13 protein-coding genes are annotated in these 17,036 nt (G+C 36.0%); 10 read left to right on the top strand and 3 right to left on the bottom strand.

The annotated features are described in order from the left end of the window. The first annotated feature begins 3 nt into the window (after positions 1 to 3). From AADH04_RS00810 to AADH04_RS00765, 10 genes are all read left to right on the top strand, one after another. Positions 4 to 1,425 carry an HlyD family type I secretion periplasmic adaptor subunit gene (locus AADH04_RS00810; RefSeq protein ID WP_434778360.1) on the top strand — a complete coding sequence of 474 codons (1,422 nt, stop codon included), beginning with the start codon at positions 4 to 6 and terminating at the stop codon, positions 1,423 to 1,425. Next, the gene (locus AADH04_RS00805; RefSeq protein WP_434778359.1) at positions 1,425 to 2,777 is read left to right on the top strand and encodes a TolC family outer membrane protein; all 1,353 of its coding nucleotides are present in this window, start codon (positions 1,425 to 1,427) and stop codon (positions 2,775 to 2,777) included. The genes AADH04_RS00810 and AADH04_RS00805 overlap by 1 nt, the downstream gene beginning before the upstream one ends. A 161-nt stretch (positions 2,778 to 2,938) precedes the next feature. Further along, entirely contained in the window at positions 2,939 to 3,451 is a 513-nt protein-coding gene (locus AADH04_RS00800) for a hypothetical protein (protein ID WP_434778358.1), read from the top strand. A gap of 222 nt (positions 3,452 to 3,673) precedes the next feature. Next, positions 3,674 to 4,093 carry a hypothetical protein gene (locus AADH04_RS00795; RefSeq protein WP_434778357.1) on the top strand — a complete coding sequence of 140 codons (420 nt, stop codon included), beginning with the start codon at positions 3,674 to 3,676 and terminating at the stop codon, positions 4,091 to 4,093. A gap of 196 nt (positions 4,094 to 4,289) precedes the next feature. Then, entirely contained in the window at positions 4,290 to 4,736 is a 447-nt protein-coding gene (locus AADH04_RS00790; protein WP_434778356.1) for a hypothetical protein, read from the top strand. A 137-nt stretch (positions 4,737 to 4,873) separates the two neighbouring features. Then, on the top strand, positions 4,874 to 5,377 hold the full coding sequence (locus AADH04_RS00785; RefSeq protein WP_434778355.1) for a hypothetical protein: 504 nt from the start codon (positions 4,874 to 4,876) through the stop codon (positions 5,375 to 5,377). A gap of 21 nt (positions 5,378 to 5,398) precedes the next feature. Then, positions 5,399 to 5,530 carry a hypothetical protein gene (locus AADH04_RS00780; RefSeq protein ID WP_434778354.1) on the top strand — a complete coding sequence of 44 codons (132 nt, stop codon included), beginning with the start codon at positions 5,399 to 5,401 and terminating at the stop codon, positions 5,528 to 5,530. 80 nt (positions 5,531 to 5,610) lie between these two features. Next, positions 5,611 to 6,057 carry a hypothetical protein gene (locus tag AADH04_RS00775; RefSeq protein ID WP_434778353.1) on the top strand — a complete coding sequence of 149 codons (447 nt, stop codon included), beginning with the start codon at positions 5,611 to 5,613 and terminating at the stop codon, positions 6,055 to 6,057. A 136-nt stretch (positions 6,058 to 6,193) separates the two neighbouring features. Beyond that, positions 6,194 to 6,613, top strand: a complete 420-nt coding sequence (locus tag AADH04_RS00770; RefSeq protein ID WP_434778352.1) for a hypothetical protein — start codon at positions 6,194 to 6,196, stop codon at positions 6,611 to 6,613. Further along, on the top strand, positions 6,613 to 12,693 hold the full coding sequence (locus tag AADH04_RS00765; protein WP_434778351.1) for a putative Ig domain-containing protein: 6,081 nt from the start codon (positions 6,613 to 6,615) through the stop codon (positions 12,691 to 12,693). The genes AADH04_RS00770 and AADH04_RS00765 overlap by 1 nt, the downstream gene beginning before the upstream one ends. A 116-nt stretch (positions 12,694 to 12,809) precedes the next feature. On the opposite strand, the gene ispH is transcribed toward AADH04_RS00765, so the two are convergent. Genes ispH through ileS form a run of 3 tightly spaced genes read right to left on the bottom strand, consistent with a single transcriptional unit; the run spans position 12,810 to position 17,030 of the window. Then, on the bottom strand, positions 12,810 to 13,736 hold the full coding sequence (gene ispH, locus AADH04_RS00760; protein WP_434778350.1) for a 4-hydroxy-3-methylbut-2-enyl diphosphate reductase: 927 nt from the start codon (positions 13,734 to 13,736) through the stop codon (positions 12,810 to 12,812). 17 nt (positions 13,737 to 13,753) lie between these two features. Then, positions 13,754 to 14,257 carry a signal peptidase II gene (gene lspA, locus AADH04_RS00755; RefSeq protein WP_434778349.1) on the bottom strand — a complete coding sequence of 168 codons (504 nt, stop codon included), beginning with the start codon at positions 14,255 to 14,257 and terminating at the stop codon, positions 13,754 to 13,756. Next, entirely contained in the window at positions 14,250 to 17,030 is a 2,781-nt protein-coding gene (gene ileS / locus AADH04_RS00750; protein WP_434778348.1) for an isoleucine--tRNA ligase, read from the bottom strand. The genes lspA and ileS overlap by 8 nt, the downstream gene beginning before the upstream one ends. Between the last annotated feature and the right edge of the window lie 6 nt (positions 17,031 to 17,036).

Genomic DNA, 17,036 nt, shown 5'->3' with positions numbered 1-17,036 from the left:
ATAATGAAACATTGGTTATCAGCACTTAAAGCATTTTTTCAACATTATGCCTATGTATTTAAACAAGTCTGGCATATTCGAGATCAACTGGATCCACCGAATCGCAGCAAAGATGAGCTGGCTTTTTTGCCTGCCCATTTAGAGCTGGTTGAAACACCTGTTTCACCCGTGCCTCGATGGAGTATGCGTGCCATTATTTTATTTGCCGCTATTGCCTTATTATGGGCAATTTTTGGACATATGGATATTGTGGCGGTTGCTACAGGAAAAACCGTGACGGGCGGGCGAACCAAAGTCATTCAACCGTTAGAGCCTGCTGTGGTTGATGCCATTTATGTCAAAGATGGGCAACATGTGAAAGAAGGGCAATTACTGGTTAAACTAGACACCACTTCAGCTAATGCCGAATATCAAAAAGCCAAAGAAGCACTCATCACGTCACAACTGACTTTTGCGCGTTTTAGTGCTTTATTAGACGCTATTGAAGCCAATAAAACACCTAAGTTATCGTCAATTGAGGGCGTTCCAGAAGAACAGCTTTATGCAGAAGATACCATTACAGTTGGACAATACCACGCCTATATCACAAGAGTGGAAACCCAAAAGTCACTGATTAATCAAAAAGAAGCAGAGCTGCATACTGTACAACAACAAATTCAAAAACTAGCCAATACGTCAAAAATGGTGGCTACTCAAGCGTCTGATTACAAAAAACTTTATGATGAAAATTTTATATCCAAACATGCCTGGATGCAAAAAGAACAAGAAAGAGTCGAACAACAAAGTGATTTAGCCGCACAGCGCAGCAGGCTCAATGAACTTCAAGCTGCCTTAAAAAGCCAACAGCAAGAATTAGCTGCCATCACTGCTGAATTTAAACGAGATGCTTTAGAAAAACAAAAACAAGCGCAGGACAATATCACCCAATATAAACAAGAGGCAAAAAAAACCAAACAACGAGAAGAGATTATGACCCTTAAAGCCCCTGTCAGCGGCATGGTACAACAATTGGCCATTCATACTGTAGGAGGTGTTGTGACTGAAGCACAACCCTTAATGGCCATTGTCCCTGATGATGAAACCATCGAAATTGAAGCCATGATTGAAAACAAAGATATTGGTTTTGTCAAAAATGGGCAAGAAGCGGTGGTGAAAATTGAATCGTTTCCTTATACCCGTTACGGATTTATCGAAGGCATAGTCGAAAGCGTTTCCCATGATGCCGTACAAGATGAACAAAGAGGATTGATCTTTCCCGTTAGAGTACGCTTAAGTCAAAACTTTTTGATGATTGATGGCGTTAAAGTCAACCTGACCTCTGGTATGTCTGTGAGTGCCGAGATCAAAACAGGTAAACGAAGAGTCATCGATTATTTCTTAAGCCCATTGCGTGAATACAGCGAAGAAAGCTTAAGGGAGAGATAATGGTTTACCTAAATAGACCCATTAAACATAAATTTTTGACTAAAATTATACTCACTTACGCATTGATCGGCATATTAAATACATCAGCCTATGCATTTGATTTATTGGATGCATGGCATGCGGCTAAACAATACAATGCCAACCTTTTAGCAGCAGATTATCAAAGAAAAGCTGGACAAGAAAAATTCAATCAAGGGGTTGCCCAACTTTTACCCCAAGTATCAGCAAGTGCCGATTACAGCAGTAATGAAACAACCAAACCCAAAACATCCAAACAGTTTGAAACCCATGGTTGGACAGTTAAAGCAGTCCAACCCTTATTTGATGTAGGCAAATATGCCGCTTTTAAACAAGGACAAACCAACGCACAATTGGCACAAGTACAGTTTAATCAGACAGAGCAAACATTTATGGTCGAAGTGGCTCAAGCTTATTTTGAGTTACTCTTGGTACATGATACCTTAGAAGCAACCCGTTCAGCCAAAAATGCCTATGCCAAACAACTTCAAAGAGCCAAAGCCGCTTTTAATGCAGGTGCCGCAACCATAGTGGACACACATGAAGCGCAAGCCAATTATGATGCAGCTGTGGCAAAAGAAATCACCGCTCAAAGTGATTTAGACATAAAAGCCAATCAATTGCAGATGCTCACAGGCTTAAACCCAGCACAAATTCAAAAAGTAGATGGTCAAAAAGTACTACAAGGTACCACAGAATACCCATTAGAAAAATTACAGGATCTGGCCATCGACAACAACCCAGAAGTCAAAGCCAAAGAGCATCAAGTCACCTTAGTCAGACAAGAGTTATTGGCAAGAAGAGGAGATCGTTTCCCCAAGATTCAACTGACCAGTAGCTATAATAATCGGGTCAATAATACCCCATCATCATTCTGGAACCCCACCACCCATTTATCCCAAGGTTATGCGGTTGGTGTAGAAGCGTCTATCCCCCTTTTTACCGGAGGGGCCATTCATTCACAGGTAAAAGAAAGCAAATATAAGCGTAGCCAAGCCTTAGAAGAGCTGGAAGCGGCTAAACGCCTCATCAAAGAAAAAGTGCGCCAAGCTTATTTAGGGATCACTAATGGAGAAGCCGAAGTTAAAGCAATGGAAAGGCTATTAAGTTCACGAAAAACCAAACTAGATTCTACCCGAAAAGGACAAGAATTTGGTGTACGAACCAGCCTCGATTTACTGGATGCGGAAAGTGAGTACTATGAAACCATACGTTCGCTTGCCGAGGTTCGTTATCGTTATTTACTGTCACAATTGCAATTGGCACAGGCAGTAGGAGTGTTAAATGAAGGGATATTAGCGAAGACCAATAGTGCAATTCGTGAGGTTGAATGAAAATCATATAGAGTTTTTTTAAAAAATAGTTTGAAATATTTGATTTGATATTTAATAAGTATTTTTTATGTGGCAACTAAAGTAGAAGGAAAAAAAATGGCATTTGTTAAAGAAGAATTGACCAAAGAGGATCAACAGAAAATTTTAAGACGATGTACAGTATGATGAAAAAAAATTTGGAATATTATGGTAGGCCGAATTTTCCGCATGATTGGGTAACCCAAAGTATTAACTTAATAGGAGAAGAAACAATGGTATTTGTTGAAGAAGAATTAACAAAAGAAGATCAACAAAAAATTTTAAGAGATGTACAGTGTGATGAAAAAAAATATGCGTTATTGAAAAAAAATTTGGAATATTACACTAGACCAAATTTCGCACATTATTGGGTAATAGATCATCAATCTGGTTTTTATTTAATATATGTAAGCAAAAATGCACATTATTCTGAATCTGATAAGTATTTTTATTTTTATTTTTATAATAAGACTTATGAAGTACTGGCTAAACGTGGATTTATAGATATTCTTTATTTAAAAGATTTACCTGAACCAACTATATTAGATGAGTTTAAAGAGAATTTAAGAAAAGCTTTTGCAGTATATAAAAACTTTGATGAAAAACAATATTTTCCAGATTTTGAAATAGAGCTAGAAAATAAAGGAGAGTGTTAATGAGTGATTTTAAATTTGATAAACTACCTGATGATTTAGCAGAAATATTAGATGAAAGAACAGTTAGAAATCTAATGCATATAGGAACAATGTCGTTGTATTGAAATATGTTAAAACTGATTAAATTAAAAAATCAATAAATGAATATAGTTTGAGTCTAAATATATTGATTTATTGCTTTTTAACCTAATCCAAATTATTCACCAAATAGGAGGAGAAAAAATGGCATTTGTTGAGGAAGAGTTGACAAAAGAAGATCAACAGAAAATTTTAAGAGATGTACAGTATGATGAAAAAAAATACGCACTATTGAAAAAAAATTTGGAATATTACACTAGGCCAAATTTCGCAAGTCATTGGATAATAGATCATCAGTCTGGTTTTTATTTACTCTATGTAAACAAGAATGCATTTGAAACTGTGCTTGATGATTATTTTTATTTTTATTGTTATGGTAAAGCTTATGAAGTAATAAGAAAAGCATATGGTGAGGGTTATTTTCTAAAAGATGTCCCAGAAGAAGCCAAATTAGAAGAATTTAAGGAAATTTTAACAAAAGTTTTGGCTATGTATTATCGTTACGATGAAGAAGGATTTTCTATTCAGTTTAAAGTCGAACAAGAAGAAAAAGGGGAACTTTAATGAGTGATTTTAAATTTGATAGGTTCCCCGAAAAATTAGAAGTCTAAAGCATATAGGAATAATGTCGTTGTGTTTAAAATATATTAAAACTGATTAAATTAAAAAATCAATAAATGAATATAGTTTGAGTTTAAATATATTGATTTATTGGTTTTATATATAGCACGAAGTATCAATTAAATAGGAGGAAAAAAACATGGCATTTGTCAATGAATATATACCAGCAGAAGATTTTAAAAAATATGATTTTGATGTAATCAATAAAAGATGGAATGGGGTAGGAAACCCAGCGAGACAATGGGCAATTAATAGGGAAAAAGATATATGGTTGAGAAAATTTTATACAGTTAATGATCACACCGCACCAGATGGAGGATATACAGGAGAAATATTTTGGGACTTTTACTGGAAAGGGACTTTAATGTCTCTTAAGACAAAAAAAACTAATGTTAAAGGGGGGGGGATTGGAGAGTTTCTGACATATGACTTAAAAGTATTAGAAATTAATATTCCTTCTGAATTGTCTCCTCAAAAAGAAGAAATATTTCAGGGTATAAAGGATGCCTTTGTTGCTTATGCAGGGGGTGGTATTTTCTCAGAATCGATAGGTTGTGAGATTAATTTTGATTTCACAGAGGTATAACAACGTTTCCGTATTTAAATTATGTCAAAAATGATTAAATTAAAAAATCAATAAATGAATATAGTTTGAGTTTAAATATATTGATTTATTGGTTTTATATATAGCATGAAGTATCAATTAAATAGGAGGAAAAAAACATGGCATTTGTAAATGAATATATATCAGAAGAAGATATTCAAAAATATCAATTGGATGACGTAATGAATGAGGTAAAAATTTCTAGGGAGTTAATAACTGCAGAAGAACGACAAAAACGTGGTCTTAAATATGATTGGTGTATTGATAGAGAAAATAATATGTGGCTAAAACCTTGTGGTATGACTTATAGCCCAGATCCAAAATATAGTCGTAGTGGTAGACCAGAGCCAACAGGGATTTATGTCTTTATATTTTATTACAGAGGTAATTATACAAAAGTTTCTCTTGAACGATCTTCCTCTAGCTCAAAAACAATTCATGAAAGTCCATTTGTAATAATTTGGGAGTTGATTTCCATTCAATATTTAACAAAATTTAACGAAAACAAAAAATATAATGAAGAAAATGTTACTAAATTTATTAAATATGCTTTACAAGTATATGGTAGAGCTGGAGTAGATGAGAATATTATTAAAGAGATAAAGATTGAATTTAAGATTTAATTATTAAGGGGATAAAAGATTATGAGCTATTTTACAGCAACAGAAGTCTTTAAATTATTAGATACAATTACAACAGAAAAAGAATTATGTGAATTAATTGAATTATTGGATGTTGATGCCAAAGGAACAACAACATTAAAAAGCAATAAATGAATATGATTTAAGCTTAAATATATTGATTTATTGATTTTTAATGTAGCCGATAGTATTAACTAAATAGGAGAAAAAACAACATGGCATTTGTCAATGAATATATACCAGCAGAATATTTTAAAAAATATGATTTTGATATAATCAATAAAAGATGGAATGGGGTAGGAAACCCAGCGAGACAATGGGCAATCAATAGGGAAAAAGATATATGGTTGAGAAAATTTTATACAGTTAATGATCACACTGCACCAGATGGAGGATATACAGGAGAAATATTTTGGGATTTTTACTGGAAAGGGGCTTTAATGTCTCTTAAGACAATGGAGAGTAATATTAAAGGGGGGGGGATTGGAGAATTTCTAACATATGACTTAAAGATATTAGAAATTAATATTCCTTATGAATTATCTCCTCAAAAAGAAGAAATATTTCAGGGTATAAAGGATGCCTTTGTTGCTTATGCAGGAGGCGGTATTTTTTCAGAAGCGACAGGTTGTGAAATTAATTTTGATTTCACAGAGGTATAGCAACGTTTCCGTATTTAAATTATGTCAAAAATGATTAAATTAAAAAATCAATAAATGAATATAGTTTGAGTCTAAATATATTGATTTATTGCTTTTTAACCTAATCCAAATTATTCACCAAATAGGAGGAGAAAAAATGGCATTTGTTGAGGAAGAGTTGACAAAAGAAGATCAACAGAAAATTTTAAGAGATGTACAGTATGATGAAAAAAAATATGCGCTATTGAAAAAAAATTTGGAATATTACACTAGATCAAATTTCGCGCATGATTGGGTAATAGATTATCAGTCAGGTTTTTATTTGCTTTATGTAAGTAAAAATGCCTTTGAATTTGAAAGGGATCAGTATTTTTATTTTTATTTTTATGGTAAAGCTTATGAAGTAATGAAAGAGGGATTTAGTGGTATTCTTTTTTTAAGAGAGGTTCCAGAAGAGGCTAAATTAGAAGAGTTTAAGGAATTTTTAAGAAAAGCTTTTGCCATACATGATCGTTGTGATGAAAGAAAATACACTGCTCAGTTTGAAATCAAACTAGAACAAAAAGAGGCGTTTTGATGAGTGATTTTAAATTTGATAAGCTACCTGAAGATTTAGCAGAAATATTAGATGAAAGAACAGTTAGAAATTTAGTGCGTACCCATACGTATTCACTTGATGATTTAACTACACTATTTAACCGTGTAACAGGCAGTATTCCAGCAGACCTTAGTAAAGGCGATACATATTTATTTTATAGTAGAGGAACATTGCCAGATGGTTCGAATATCTTAGATGTTGTTGATGAGCTTGCTACGACAACAAATAATATTCGTGATTGTGATATTGGCTATCTGTTGGTTGATAAAGTTTTTAAGACATCACTTGAGCGAACAATTAAACAAGAATTATTTGGTGATTCGAATATTGAAAATATCAATTTAACTCTCGAACAAAAGGCTCAACTTGATAATAGAATAAGTTTTCTTGTAGATGGAAAAGATGAATTTGGTAATCGAGTCAATACAAATAGTTTTTGGGATATTGCGTCTAGAAAATTCGTAGAAGAGATACCTAATAATAGTAAGATTCGTTTTTTATGTCCTCCTGATATTAATACCGCCAATATTTTTGCTCAAACAGAATTACCTGCTCTGTTAAAAAGAGTAAACGATAATCTAACTATTGAAGGAATACCGATTAAAGAGTTGGCTAAGTTGGATTTTAATACAGCATTACATAACATCATAGTTGAAGCAACGGGCAATGCGGTGATAAGTAATATTGGGGTAGGTAAGAATACTCAATCTTTTCTTGATATAGATGGACTCAATCAAGCCAAACAAACAGAAGAGGGTGCCGCAAAGCTGCTTAAGTATTCAAATAATCAACCTAAATTGAGCAAACTGCTTAAAGTATTAAAACCTTTAGGGACAGCAGGTACATTATTTGCCGTTTTCATTTATGCAAATGAGGCACAAGCAGCTATTGATGCGGGGGATCAAGCAAAAGCGGATGAAATCATGGCTGAGTGGGCCTCAAGTGCAACAGGTAGTGCCATAGCTGGTGCTGCTGGTGTGGCTATAACAAGCGCAGCTTTAGCCGCTTTAGCTGCAGCAGGTATTACTCTTTCAGCTACAGTAACCATTCCTTTATTATTGGTCGTTGGTGTTGTCTCAAGTATTTTTGGAGAAGATATCGCTTTAGATCTATATCATTCACTAGAAGATAATGATGAAAACGGACGTCGAGATATTCTTGACCGTTTTTGGAATGCAGTAGCAGGTACAGATTTTATTGCAGCAGAAGTATTTGATGAAATGAAGAAGGGTAACTTCTGGCATATAGAAAAAGACTTTTCTTTTGATAACATTCAAAAAATAATTGATGGAGCACTAAGCTCAGACAGACAAACTCGTATGGCATGGCGTTATGCTTTGTTACATTTTAATCCTTTTGTTGTAACTGGAATTGAATACGATAAACATAACATAGATGGCATTCTTGATGGGGAAATGACTTTAGAATATATAACAGATAGAGCAAAAATGTTGTTATGGAAGCTTGAATATGAGCGTACAGGACTTGATTATAGTAGAGATTTGGTAACAGATAAAGTTGATGGGAATTGGGATTTTATCGATAAAACTATTCAACATCAAGGTTCACAAGACCTACATTTGGGAATTGATGGTAATGGTTTGAGTTTAGATGATCATCAAATTGTATTTGGTGGTAAAGGCGATGATGAAATAAAAGGCTCTAATAGTTCAGATCGCTTATATGGTGGAGCAGGTAATGATAGGCTTGATGCAAAAGATGGTGACGATTATTTAGAAGGTGGTACAGGGTCAGATAATTATATAGTTGGTAAGGGGCAGAAGGTTATTTATGACTCAGATCATATAGGCCGAATTACCTATATAGGTAAGCAGATTGAGTTTTATGATGAAAAATTATGGAAACTTTCAGGCAATATCTATAGTTATGAAGACTATCAAATGCAAATTTACACCTATGTGAATGGTCAAGTAGATTTAAAGTTATGGCAAAAAGATACGCCTGTAGATTACATCATAATAAAAGATTTTCATAATGATGGAAAAATGGGGATTTTTATTCCAGATTTAGTCAAACCTGATGAACCAAAACCAATAGAAACCAGTACGACTATTATTGGTGATAAACAATACTGGGATGCTGACCCAAATAAAGCTGGGGTTCAAGTACAAAAAGATCAATGGGGTAATGTACTTGTGATTGATAAAGCTGAAATCAATAAAAATGATGTGTTATTTGATACAGACCAGAATGATTTTATTTCAGGCTTAGGCGGGGATGATACGATTACCAGTAAACACGGAGGTTCTGACCTTATTTATGGTGGAGAAGGTAACGATAAAATTTATGTTTGGACCAATGGAAGCACGGCATGGGGGGGGCAAGATAACGATTATTTAATCTCCTATGGCGACAATAACCATTTGTTTGGAGAAGAAGGAAATGATGCGTTATCGTCCTTTGGCAAGAACGCTTATTTAAATGGTGGCAATGGGCATGATGTAATTTATGCTAATGTTGACATTAACCAAGCAGAAAAACTAGGAGATAAAAATACTACCAGCAAACTGATTGGTGGTTCAGGTTCTGATGCATTGATTAGTGGCAATACAAGTGACAAATTATATGCTGATCAAGAAATGACTGAAATTACCACTGATTGGATCGAGGGTGAAACTGGGACAGCAAAAGGTCGTGGGGATTTACTGGTCGGTAATGGTGGAGATGACCTATTTGTTGGCTCTGATCAAAATGATTTTATCATTACAGGTAGTGGTAATAATATTGTTTATGCTGGTGATGGGGACGATACTCTGATAGTGGGTAACTACTATATTGATAATGTTAGCATGAGTACGTCAGACGGTTATGCACCCTTATGGGAATTAGAACGAAAAGTAACAGGTTCAGGGATTTGGAGCGTATATAGTGTTGTACATAAATTGTTGTCAGGTAAAACGGTTGATGCCGCACATGGTCATAACACTATTTATCTTGGTGCAGGTAATGACTGGGGCTTTGGTGGACGAGGTCAAGATTCTATATACGGCGGTTTAGGAGATGATGTCATTTTTGGTGACCACGGTAATGATTATTTAGATGGTGGAGAAGGTGATGATTTACTTTGGGGTGAAGAAGGTGACGATTATATAAAAGGTGGAGAGGGTGATGATGTTTTATCTGGTGATGGTAAGTATGATGAAAGCGATGGTAATGATTATTTAGATGGTGGTAATGGGAATGATATATTAATAGGAGGAGGTGGCAGCGATCGCTTGTTTGGTGGAGCAGGTAATGATCAATTGTTTGGTGATGTATTTGGAAGCCATTCTGAATTTAATATAATAGCAGGCAATGATTATTTAGATGGCGGCGATGGAAATGACATTCTTGTGGGCAATGCTGGCGACGATATTCTATATGGCGGTACTGGTGATGATGTGTTATATGGCGATAATATCAATGTATATACGAATATACACGGAGAAACTATTATCGTATCCACTTTAGATAATAATGGTGGAAATGACCAACTTTATGGAGGAGAAGGTAATGATAGGCTCTATTCTTATGGTGGAAATGACCAACTTTACGGTGGTTTAGGACAGGATGGCTATTTTATTGATTTAGCTAATAATAATACAGTTTTTGTGACAGAAACTGATCTATATAATCAAGTCACTATTAATGCTACCTTAGATTCGGTCAGTTTTAAATTGACAGATAGAGGTTATGAACTACATACACCTAATGGTACTGTCATTTTTAATGATGTACGCTATTTTGAATCATTTAATTTATTGGGCGCTAAATTTGATGCTCAATATTTTATGGCCAGAACTTCAGTTGAGAATGGAGAAGTTTATACTCAATCAGGGAACCAAGATATTATCTTAGCGATTGATTCTTCTACAACAATTCACTTTGGAACAGGGAGTGGGTCGGACTCAGTATTTTTTGTTCAAGCTGTTCATCCAAGTACAGGTGAACCAATATCTACACAGGGGAAAAATACCATCCGTTTTGGTGAAGGCATTATTGCATCAATGTTGACTTTTATACAGTCTGATGATGATTTGATTATCAAAATCGGCAAGAGTGATCAGTTAAAGATTAATGATTATTTTTCAGAAGGTATTGTTCATGAAATAATGAGTCGAATTGAATTTGCTGATGGAACAGTCTGGGATGATATTCGTCAAATGGCTTTGACGATTTATTCTTATGGTACGAACAATGATGATAATATTCATTCATACGATCATTCGACAGTATGGAATCACTATATTATAGGTGGAGCAGGCAATGACTATTTAAGCCATAGTGGTGATGGTTCTTATACTTTTGATGGAGGAGAAGGAGATGATTATCTGTTTGGTAAGGGGGTATTGATTGGTGGAAAAGGTAATGACACTTACAAGATAACAGGTGAGAGCACAATTCATTTTAATCTTGGAGATGGCCACGATCTTTTTTCTTCAGATTATCTTATTACTGAGGATATTCCCATTCAAATTAAATTAGGAGAGGGGATTACTCCTGATATGATTCAATTTGATCGGGAATTTATATCCAATATTATACAAATCGGTTCTGATAGTATTTCATTCGTGCCTAATCATGCAAAAATCATTTTTGCTGATGGAACAGTTTGGGAACGTTTAGATGAAGAAATGAAACTTCAAGGTATAGACTTTAATAAACTTTATGGTACCAATGGGAATGATGACATTATTTTAGGTGGTTGGGGAGGCTTGCAGGTAAAAGTGCCCTATGTAGATGGAAAAGATGGTGATGATCGTATTCAAGTACTGAGTAATACAACATGTAAAGGTGGAAAGGGCGAAGACAGCATTATTTTTTATCTTTCTGAAGAATCCTTAATGCAACAAGGTAAAAATAAGGTTTTATACGATCTAGGAGACGGTATAGATCATATTCATCATGATACAAGTTATTATTCTGCAGGTATTATTCATGATTTAACAGAAATTCATTTTGGAGAGGGCATTACAGCAGATATGATTCAAGCACAGTTGCTGGATGAAGGTCCTTTTAGCTGGGTGCGTTTAAGTATAGCTGGAGGTGGGGAAATTACATTACATTTGACTACTCGGTATGAGTGGATGGATGAGATGGATATTTTGGACGAAATTTTTAGTCTACATTTTACTGATGGAAGCAGTAAAAAATTGACTGAAATTTTTGGCTATCCAGGCTTCCAAAGTAATTCTTCTCCTGAAGCAATTGGCGTATTAGATGCGCAACAGGTGTATAAAAATGACTTATGGCAATATGTGATTCCAATAGATGCATTTAAGGATATAGATGGTGATGTGTTAAGTTATAGGGTTACTTTAGCCGATGGCTCTACCTTACCCAGTTGGCTTAAGTTTGATGTTCACACCCGAACTTTATCAGGTACGCCAGATAATTTGGCAGTAGGTTCATTGCAATTCAAAGTGATTGCAACAGATCCTAGTGGCTTATCTGCTTCACACGATTTATCTTTAGAAGTGCTGAATATAAATAATGCACCAGAATTTGTTGGGCAGATTGACCCCTTGATTGAAGGTTCCTTAATTATTGGTATTGATAATAAATATGCGCTGCTTCAAAAAGGAGAATTTATTGATCGAGATTCAGATGTATTAACCTATACAGTGACATTAGCGGATGGAAAAGCCTTGCCTTCTTTCATTAAATTTGATCCATCAGATTTAAGCTTAAATATAGATCGAACTTCCACAGTCATTTTTGGTGAGTGGAATATAGTCATTACAGCTACAGATCCGAGTGGGTTAAGTGTATCGAAGGAGACACTATTTAAGTTGTCCATGGCTTCATCTGGAGGGGGAACAATACTAGAGCCTGAATTGCCTCCAAAAATCACTGGTCCAGATGTTGATCCTATTGGTCCGATAATGCCTTTTGTAATGAATACAAACATTTATTCAACTGCCGAAGTAGACATTAATAGGCAAGTAGATAATTTAGTTCAAGCCATGGCTGGTTTTGCTCCAGTAGGAGGAGAAAGTACATTGTTGCCGCAGGCAAATGATCCTACGACAACGATGTTGGTTTCTAGCGTGGTGTAATTTTTGTCATTTTAAAAGCCCATACAAAGTTGTATGGGCTTTTTCGATGTTTCTTTTATTTCTATGTATGTAAGAAGGTAAAACTACCTCATATTTTTATGGCGTAAGTGCAATGCTTAACGCAATTCTTTTGGTAAAACAAAGGCTATATTTTCTTCTTCTCCTGCTAATTCTTGTATATCATTGTGTCCCATTGCTTCTATGGTTTTGATGACTTCCTGTACCAGTATTTCTGGCGCAGAAGCACCTGCTGTGACACCGACTTTATTTTTATTTTCAAACCATTTTTCTTCTAATAAAGAGGCATTATCAACCATATAGGCATCGATTCCACGTTGGGCTGCTACTTCTCGTAAACGATTGCTATTCGAACTATTGGGCGAGCCAACGACAATCACGATATCACAACTTTGTGCCAGTTTTTTTACAGCGTCTTGGCGATTTTGTGTGGCATAGCAAATATCGTCTTTTTTCGGGCCTTCTATATTAGGGAAGTGTTTTTTTAATGCAGCAATAATACTACTGGTTTCATCTACAGATAATGTTGTTTGACTAACATAAGCCAGTTTTTCTTGTGGGTGAACAGGTAGATTTGGAATATCATTTTCTGTCTCTACCAGATAAACTTTGCTGTCTACTTGACCCATGGTTCCCTCTACCTCAGGGTGACCTTTGTGGCCAATCATGATAATGGTGAAACCACTATCATGTAGACGTTTAATTTCACTGTGTACTTTTGTCACTAAAGGGCAGGTTGCATCGAAAATTCTAAACCCTCGGCGTTTGGCTTCTTCTTGTATGGCCAGTGAAACACCATGGGCAGAATAAATCAAAGTTGCCCCTTCTGGTACTTCGTTTAGTTCTTCTATGAAAATAGCACCTTTTGCCCTTAAATTATCCACAACATATTTATTATGGACAACTTCATGGCGCACATAAATGGGGGCACCATAATTTTCTAATGCTCTTTCAACAATACTGATTGCTCGGTCAACACCTGCACAAAAACCACGTGGGTTCGCTAAAATGATGTGTTTGTTCATTTTGAGTTTCTTTAAACTTAAGATATCTTTTTCTTGGATTGAATACTATCCCATATTAGCAAGACTGCGCCAATACAAATAAAACTATCAGCTATATTAAAGGCAGGGTATGCCCAGTTTTGGTAATAAAATAGCAAAAAGTCAACCACACCATGGTAAGGGTCTTGTGTGTGAATCAAGCGATCAAAAGCATTGCCTAATGCGCCCCCCATAATAAAGGAGGCAGCAATTTTCCCGAGTTTGGCAAACTTATTCTTACTGATTTCATAGCTAAAAAACACACATACAGCAATAGCTAACGTTAAAAATAGGTATTTTTGCCAGCCACCAGCATCCGCTAAAAAGCTGAATGCGGCGCCAGAATTAAACCTTAACGTCAGATCAAAAAAATGAGGAATGATATTGATTTGATCATGTAAGGTTATATAGTGTAAAACAAGCCATTTTACCAGTTGATCCAGTCCAAAAACGAAGACAACTAAAAATACGTACTTGATGTTGCGCTCAGCTGGGTTAGGCATAATGACGGGTTTCTCCTGTGCCTTCTATATTGCTGATACAGCGGCTACATAAACAAGGATGTTTGGTGTCATTTCCTACATCCGTTGTATAGTGCCAGCAACGTTCACATTTTTTGTAGTTCAGTGGTTTGGCTTCAATTGTTAAGGAGTCTGCTTTACTTAAGGTACACTCTGATACTAAGAAAATAAAGCGTAGCTCTTCGCCAATACTATTTAAATGTAAATAGATTGCTTCTGGTGCGTGAATATGGATGCTGGCTTGTAAGGACGAACCTAATTGATCATCCACACGTAATCGTTCTAATTCCTTATTGATCGCTAAACGTACTTCGCGAATAGCTTCCCATTTTGTAATTAACTCTTGCTCTGTTGCTGGTGCAATATGTGGAAACTCATGTAGTGTATGGTAAAGAACGCTGTCTTCTTCTGAACCACTGAGCACTTCCCATGCTTCTTCTGCTGTAAAACATAAAATAGGGCTGATCAGAAGCAATAGGCTACGAGTAATGTGATATAAAGCTGTTTGAGCGCTGCGTCTGGCATGGCTGTTGGCTTGAGTGGTGTATAGTCTATCTTTGATAATATCCAGATAAAATGCGCCTAAGTCTTCAGAGCAGAAATTGACAATTTCTTGTGTAGCATGATGGAATGCATAACGCGGATATAAATCGCCTGCCAATTTTTCTTGTAACTGGCGTGTCATGATTAAAGCATAACGATCAAGTTGCAACATGTTTTCTTGTGGCACAACATGATCCATTAGATCAAAGTCAGAAAGATTGGCTAATAAAAAGCGCAAGGTATTGCGTAAACGGCGGTAGCTTTCTGTTACGCGTTTTAAAATTTCATCTGAAAGTGCCAATTCACCTGAATAGTCAGTTGAGGCAATCCATAAACGTAAGATATCGGCACCTAGTGAATCAAAGATTTTTTGAGGGGCAATAACATTGCCTAAAGACTTAGACATTTTATTGCCTTTGCCATCTACCACAAAACCATGGGTCAATAACTGTTTATAAGGTGCTCGATCATAGACAGCACACGCTGTTAACATAGAAGATTGGAACCAACCGCGATGTTGGTCTGAGCCTTCTAAGTATAAATCAGCTGGCCAATCAAGCTCAGGTCGCTGTTTTAAAACAGCGTAATGAGTAGAGCCAGAATCAAACCAAACATCTAAGGTATCGGTTAATTTTTTATATTCTTGAGCTTCATTGCCTAACAGTTCTTCTGCTTCTAAACTAAACCAAGCTTCAATACCATTTTGTTCAATTTTTTGGGCAATTTGTTCAAGTAATTCAAAACTATTAGGATGCAATTCGCCACTTTCTTTATGGATAAAGAAAGTCATGGGCACACCCCAGCTACGTTGACGTGACACACACCAATCAGGGCGACCGCTGATCATGGATTCTAAACGCGCTTGACCCCAAGCAGGGAAAAACTCAGTATTATCAACTGCTTTTAACGCAATATCACGTAGTGACTGGCCTTGATGGCCTGGTTGATCCATCGTGATAAACCATTGCGCTGTTGCCCTAAAAATAATAGGGGTTTTATGGCGCCAACAGTGTGGGTAGCTATGTAGCAATTTAACATGTGCAAACAAATGGCCTGAGCTATTTAATGTATCTGTAATAATCGGGTTGGCTTCCCATACCGTTTTACCTGCAAGAAAAGGTACTTCTGCGGTGAATTTACCATCATCTGTCAATAGATTGCTAATGGTCAGTTTGTATTTTTGACCAATAATATAGTCATCTAAACCATGTGCTGGCGCTGTGTGTACAAGACCTGTACCTGCGTCAGTGGTCACATGATTACCTAAAATTAGTGGTACTTCCCGATCAATAAAAGGGTGTTTAAGCTGTAGAAACTCTAAATTTACGCCTTCAGTTTCACCTAAGATACTGCTTTCTGGTAATTGGTAACGCTCAAGTGCTGCCATTGCCAGATCTTTTGCTAAGATTAAATTACCTTTAGCCGTATTGATTAATTGGTAGGTGACTTCTGGGTGAATACTGACTGCTTGATTTGCAGGTAAAGTCCAAGGTGTGGTTGTCCAAATAACGGCGTAGCTATTGCCATCAACTTGCGCTAAATTAAATGCTTTAGCAAGCGCTTGATTATTGACTACTCTAAAACCAACATCAATTGCAGGGGAGTTTTTGTCTTTGTATTCTACTTCGGCCTCGGCTAAAGATGAACCACATTCAATACAAAAATGAACGGGTTTTGCCCCTTTTTGTAGGAAACCTTGTTTATAGATATGACCCAGATTTCGGACTATATCTGCTTCTGTTTTAAAATTCATGGTGAGGTAAGGGTTGTCCCAATCACCGATTACGCCTAAACGAATAAAGTCTTTTTTCTGACGGGCAATTTGTTCTGTTGCATACTCTCGACATAATTCTCTAAATTTAGGCTTGGGTGTTTCTTTTCCATACAGTTTTTCAACCATTAATTCGATTGGCAAACCATGACAATCCCAACCAGGCACATAAGGCGCATCAAACCCAGCTAGGGTTTTACTGCGTACAATGATGTCTTTGAGCGTTTTATTAATCGCATGACCAACATGAAGGTCACCATTGGCATAGGGAGGGCCATCATGCAAAATAAACTTTGGTCGACCTTTTGCTATATTACGTAGTTTTTCATAACGTTTTTGTTCTTGCCAACGTTTTACCCACGCACCCTCACGTTTTGCCAAATCTCCACGCATAGGAAATGGTGTATCCAAAAGATTTACTGTTTTGCGATAATCTGTCATATTGCT

The sequence above is a fragment of the Neisseria sp. Ec49-e6-T10 genome (assembly GCF_051132615.1).
Classification (GTDB): domain Bacteria; phylum Pseudomonadota; class Gammaproteobacteria; order Burkholderiales; family Neisseriaceae.
The sequence above is the reverse complement of the archived record's forward strand: the minus strand, read 5'-3'. Positions and strand labels throughout refer to the sequence as shown.

What these genes read in the sequence shown, in the direction of transcription:
- AADH04_RS00770 (WP_434778352.1), top strand. Translation starts at nt 6,194, where the DNA reads ATGGCATTTGTTGAGGAAGAGTTGACAAAAGAAGATCAACAGAAAATT.
- AADH04_RS00800 (WP_434778358.1), top strand. Translation starts at nt 2,939, where the DNA reads ATGATGAAAAAAAATTTGGAATATTATGGTAGGCCGAATTTTCCGCAT.
- AADH04_RS00765 (WP_434778351.1), top strand. Translation starts at nt 6,613, where the DNA reads ATGAGTGATTTTAAATTTGATAAGCTACCTGAAGATTTAGCAGAAATA.
- ispH (WP_434778350.1), bottom strand. Translation starts at nt 13,736, where the DNA reads ATGAACAAACACATCATTTTAGCGAACCCACGTGGTTTTTGTGCAGGT.
- AADH04_RS00795 (WP_434778357.1), top strand. Translation starts at nt 3,674, where the DNA reads ATGGCATTTGTTGAGGAAGAGTTGACAAAAGAAGATCAACAGAAAATT.
- AADH04_RS00810 (WP_434778360.1), top strand. Translation starts at nt 4, where the DNA reads ATGAAACATTGGTTATCAGCACTTAAAGCATTTTTTCAACATTATGCC.
- AADH04_RS00785 (WP_434778355.1), top strand. Translation starts at nt 4,874, where the DNA reads ATGGCATTTGTAAATGAATATATATCAGAAGAAGATATTCAAAAATAT.
- AADH04_RS00780 (WP_434778354.1), top strand. Translation starts at nt 5,399, where the DNA reads ATGAGCTATTTTACAGCAACAGAAGTCTTTAAATTATTAGATACAATT.
- AADH04_RS00790 (WP_434778356.1), top strand. Translation starts at nt 4,290, where the DNA reads ATGGCATTTGTCAATGAATATATACCAGCAGAAGATTTTAAAAAATAT.
- AADH04_RS00805 (WP_434778359.1), top strand. Translation starts at nt 1,425, where the DNA reads ATGGTTTACCTAAATAGACCCATTAAACATAAATTTTTGACTAAAATT.
- ileS (WP_434778348.1), bottom strand. Translation starts at nt 17,030, where the DNA reads ATGACAGATTATCGCAAAACAGTAAATCTTTTGGATACACCATTTCCT.
- lspA (WP_434778349.1), bottom strand. Translation starts at nt 14,257, where the DNA reads ATGCCTAACCCAGCTGAGCGCAACATCAAGTACGTATTTTTAGTTGTC.
- AADH04_RS00775 (WP_434778353.1), top strand. Translation starts at nt 5,611, where the DNA reads ATGGCATTTGTCAATGAATATATACCAGCAGAATATTTTAAAAAATAT.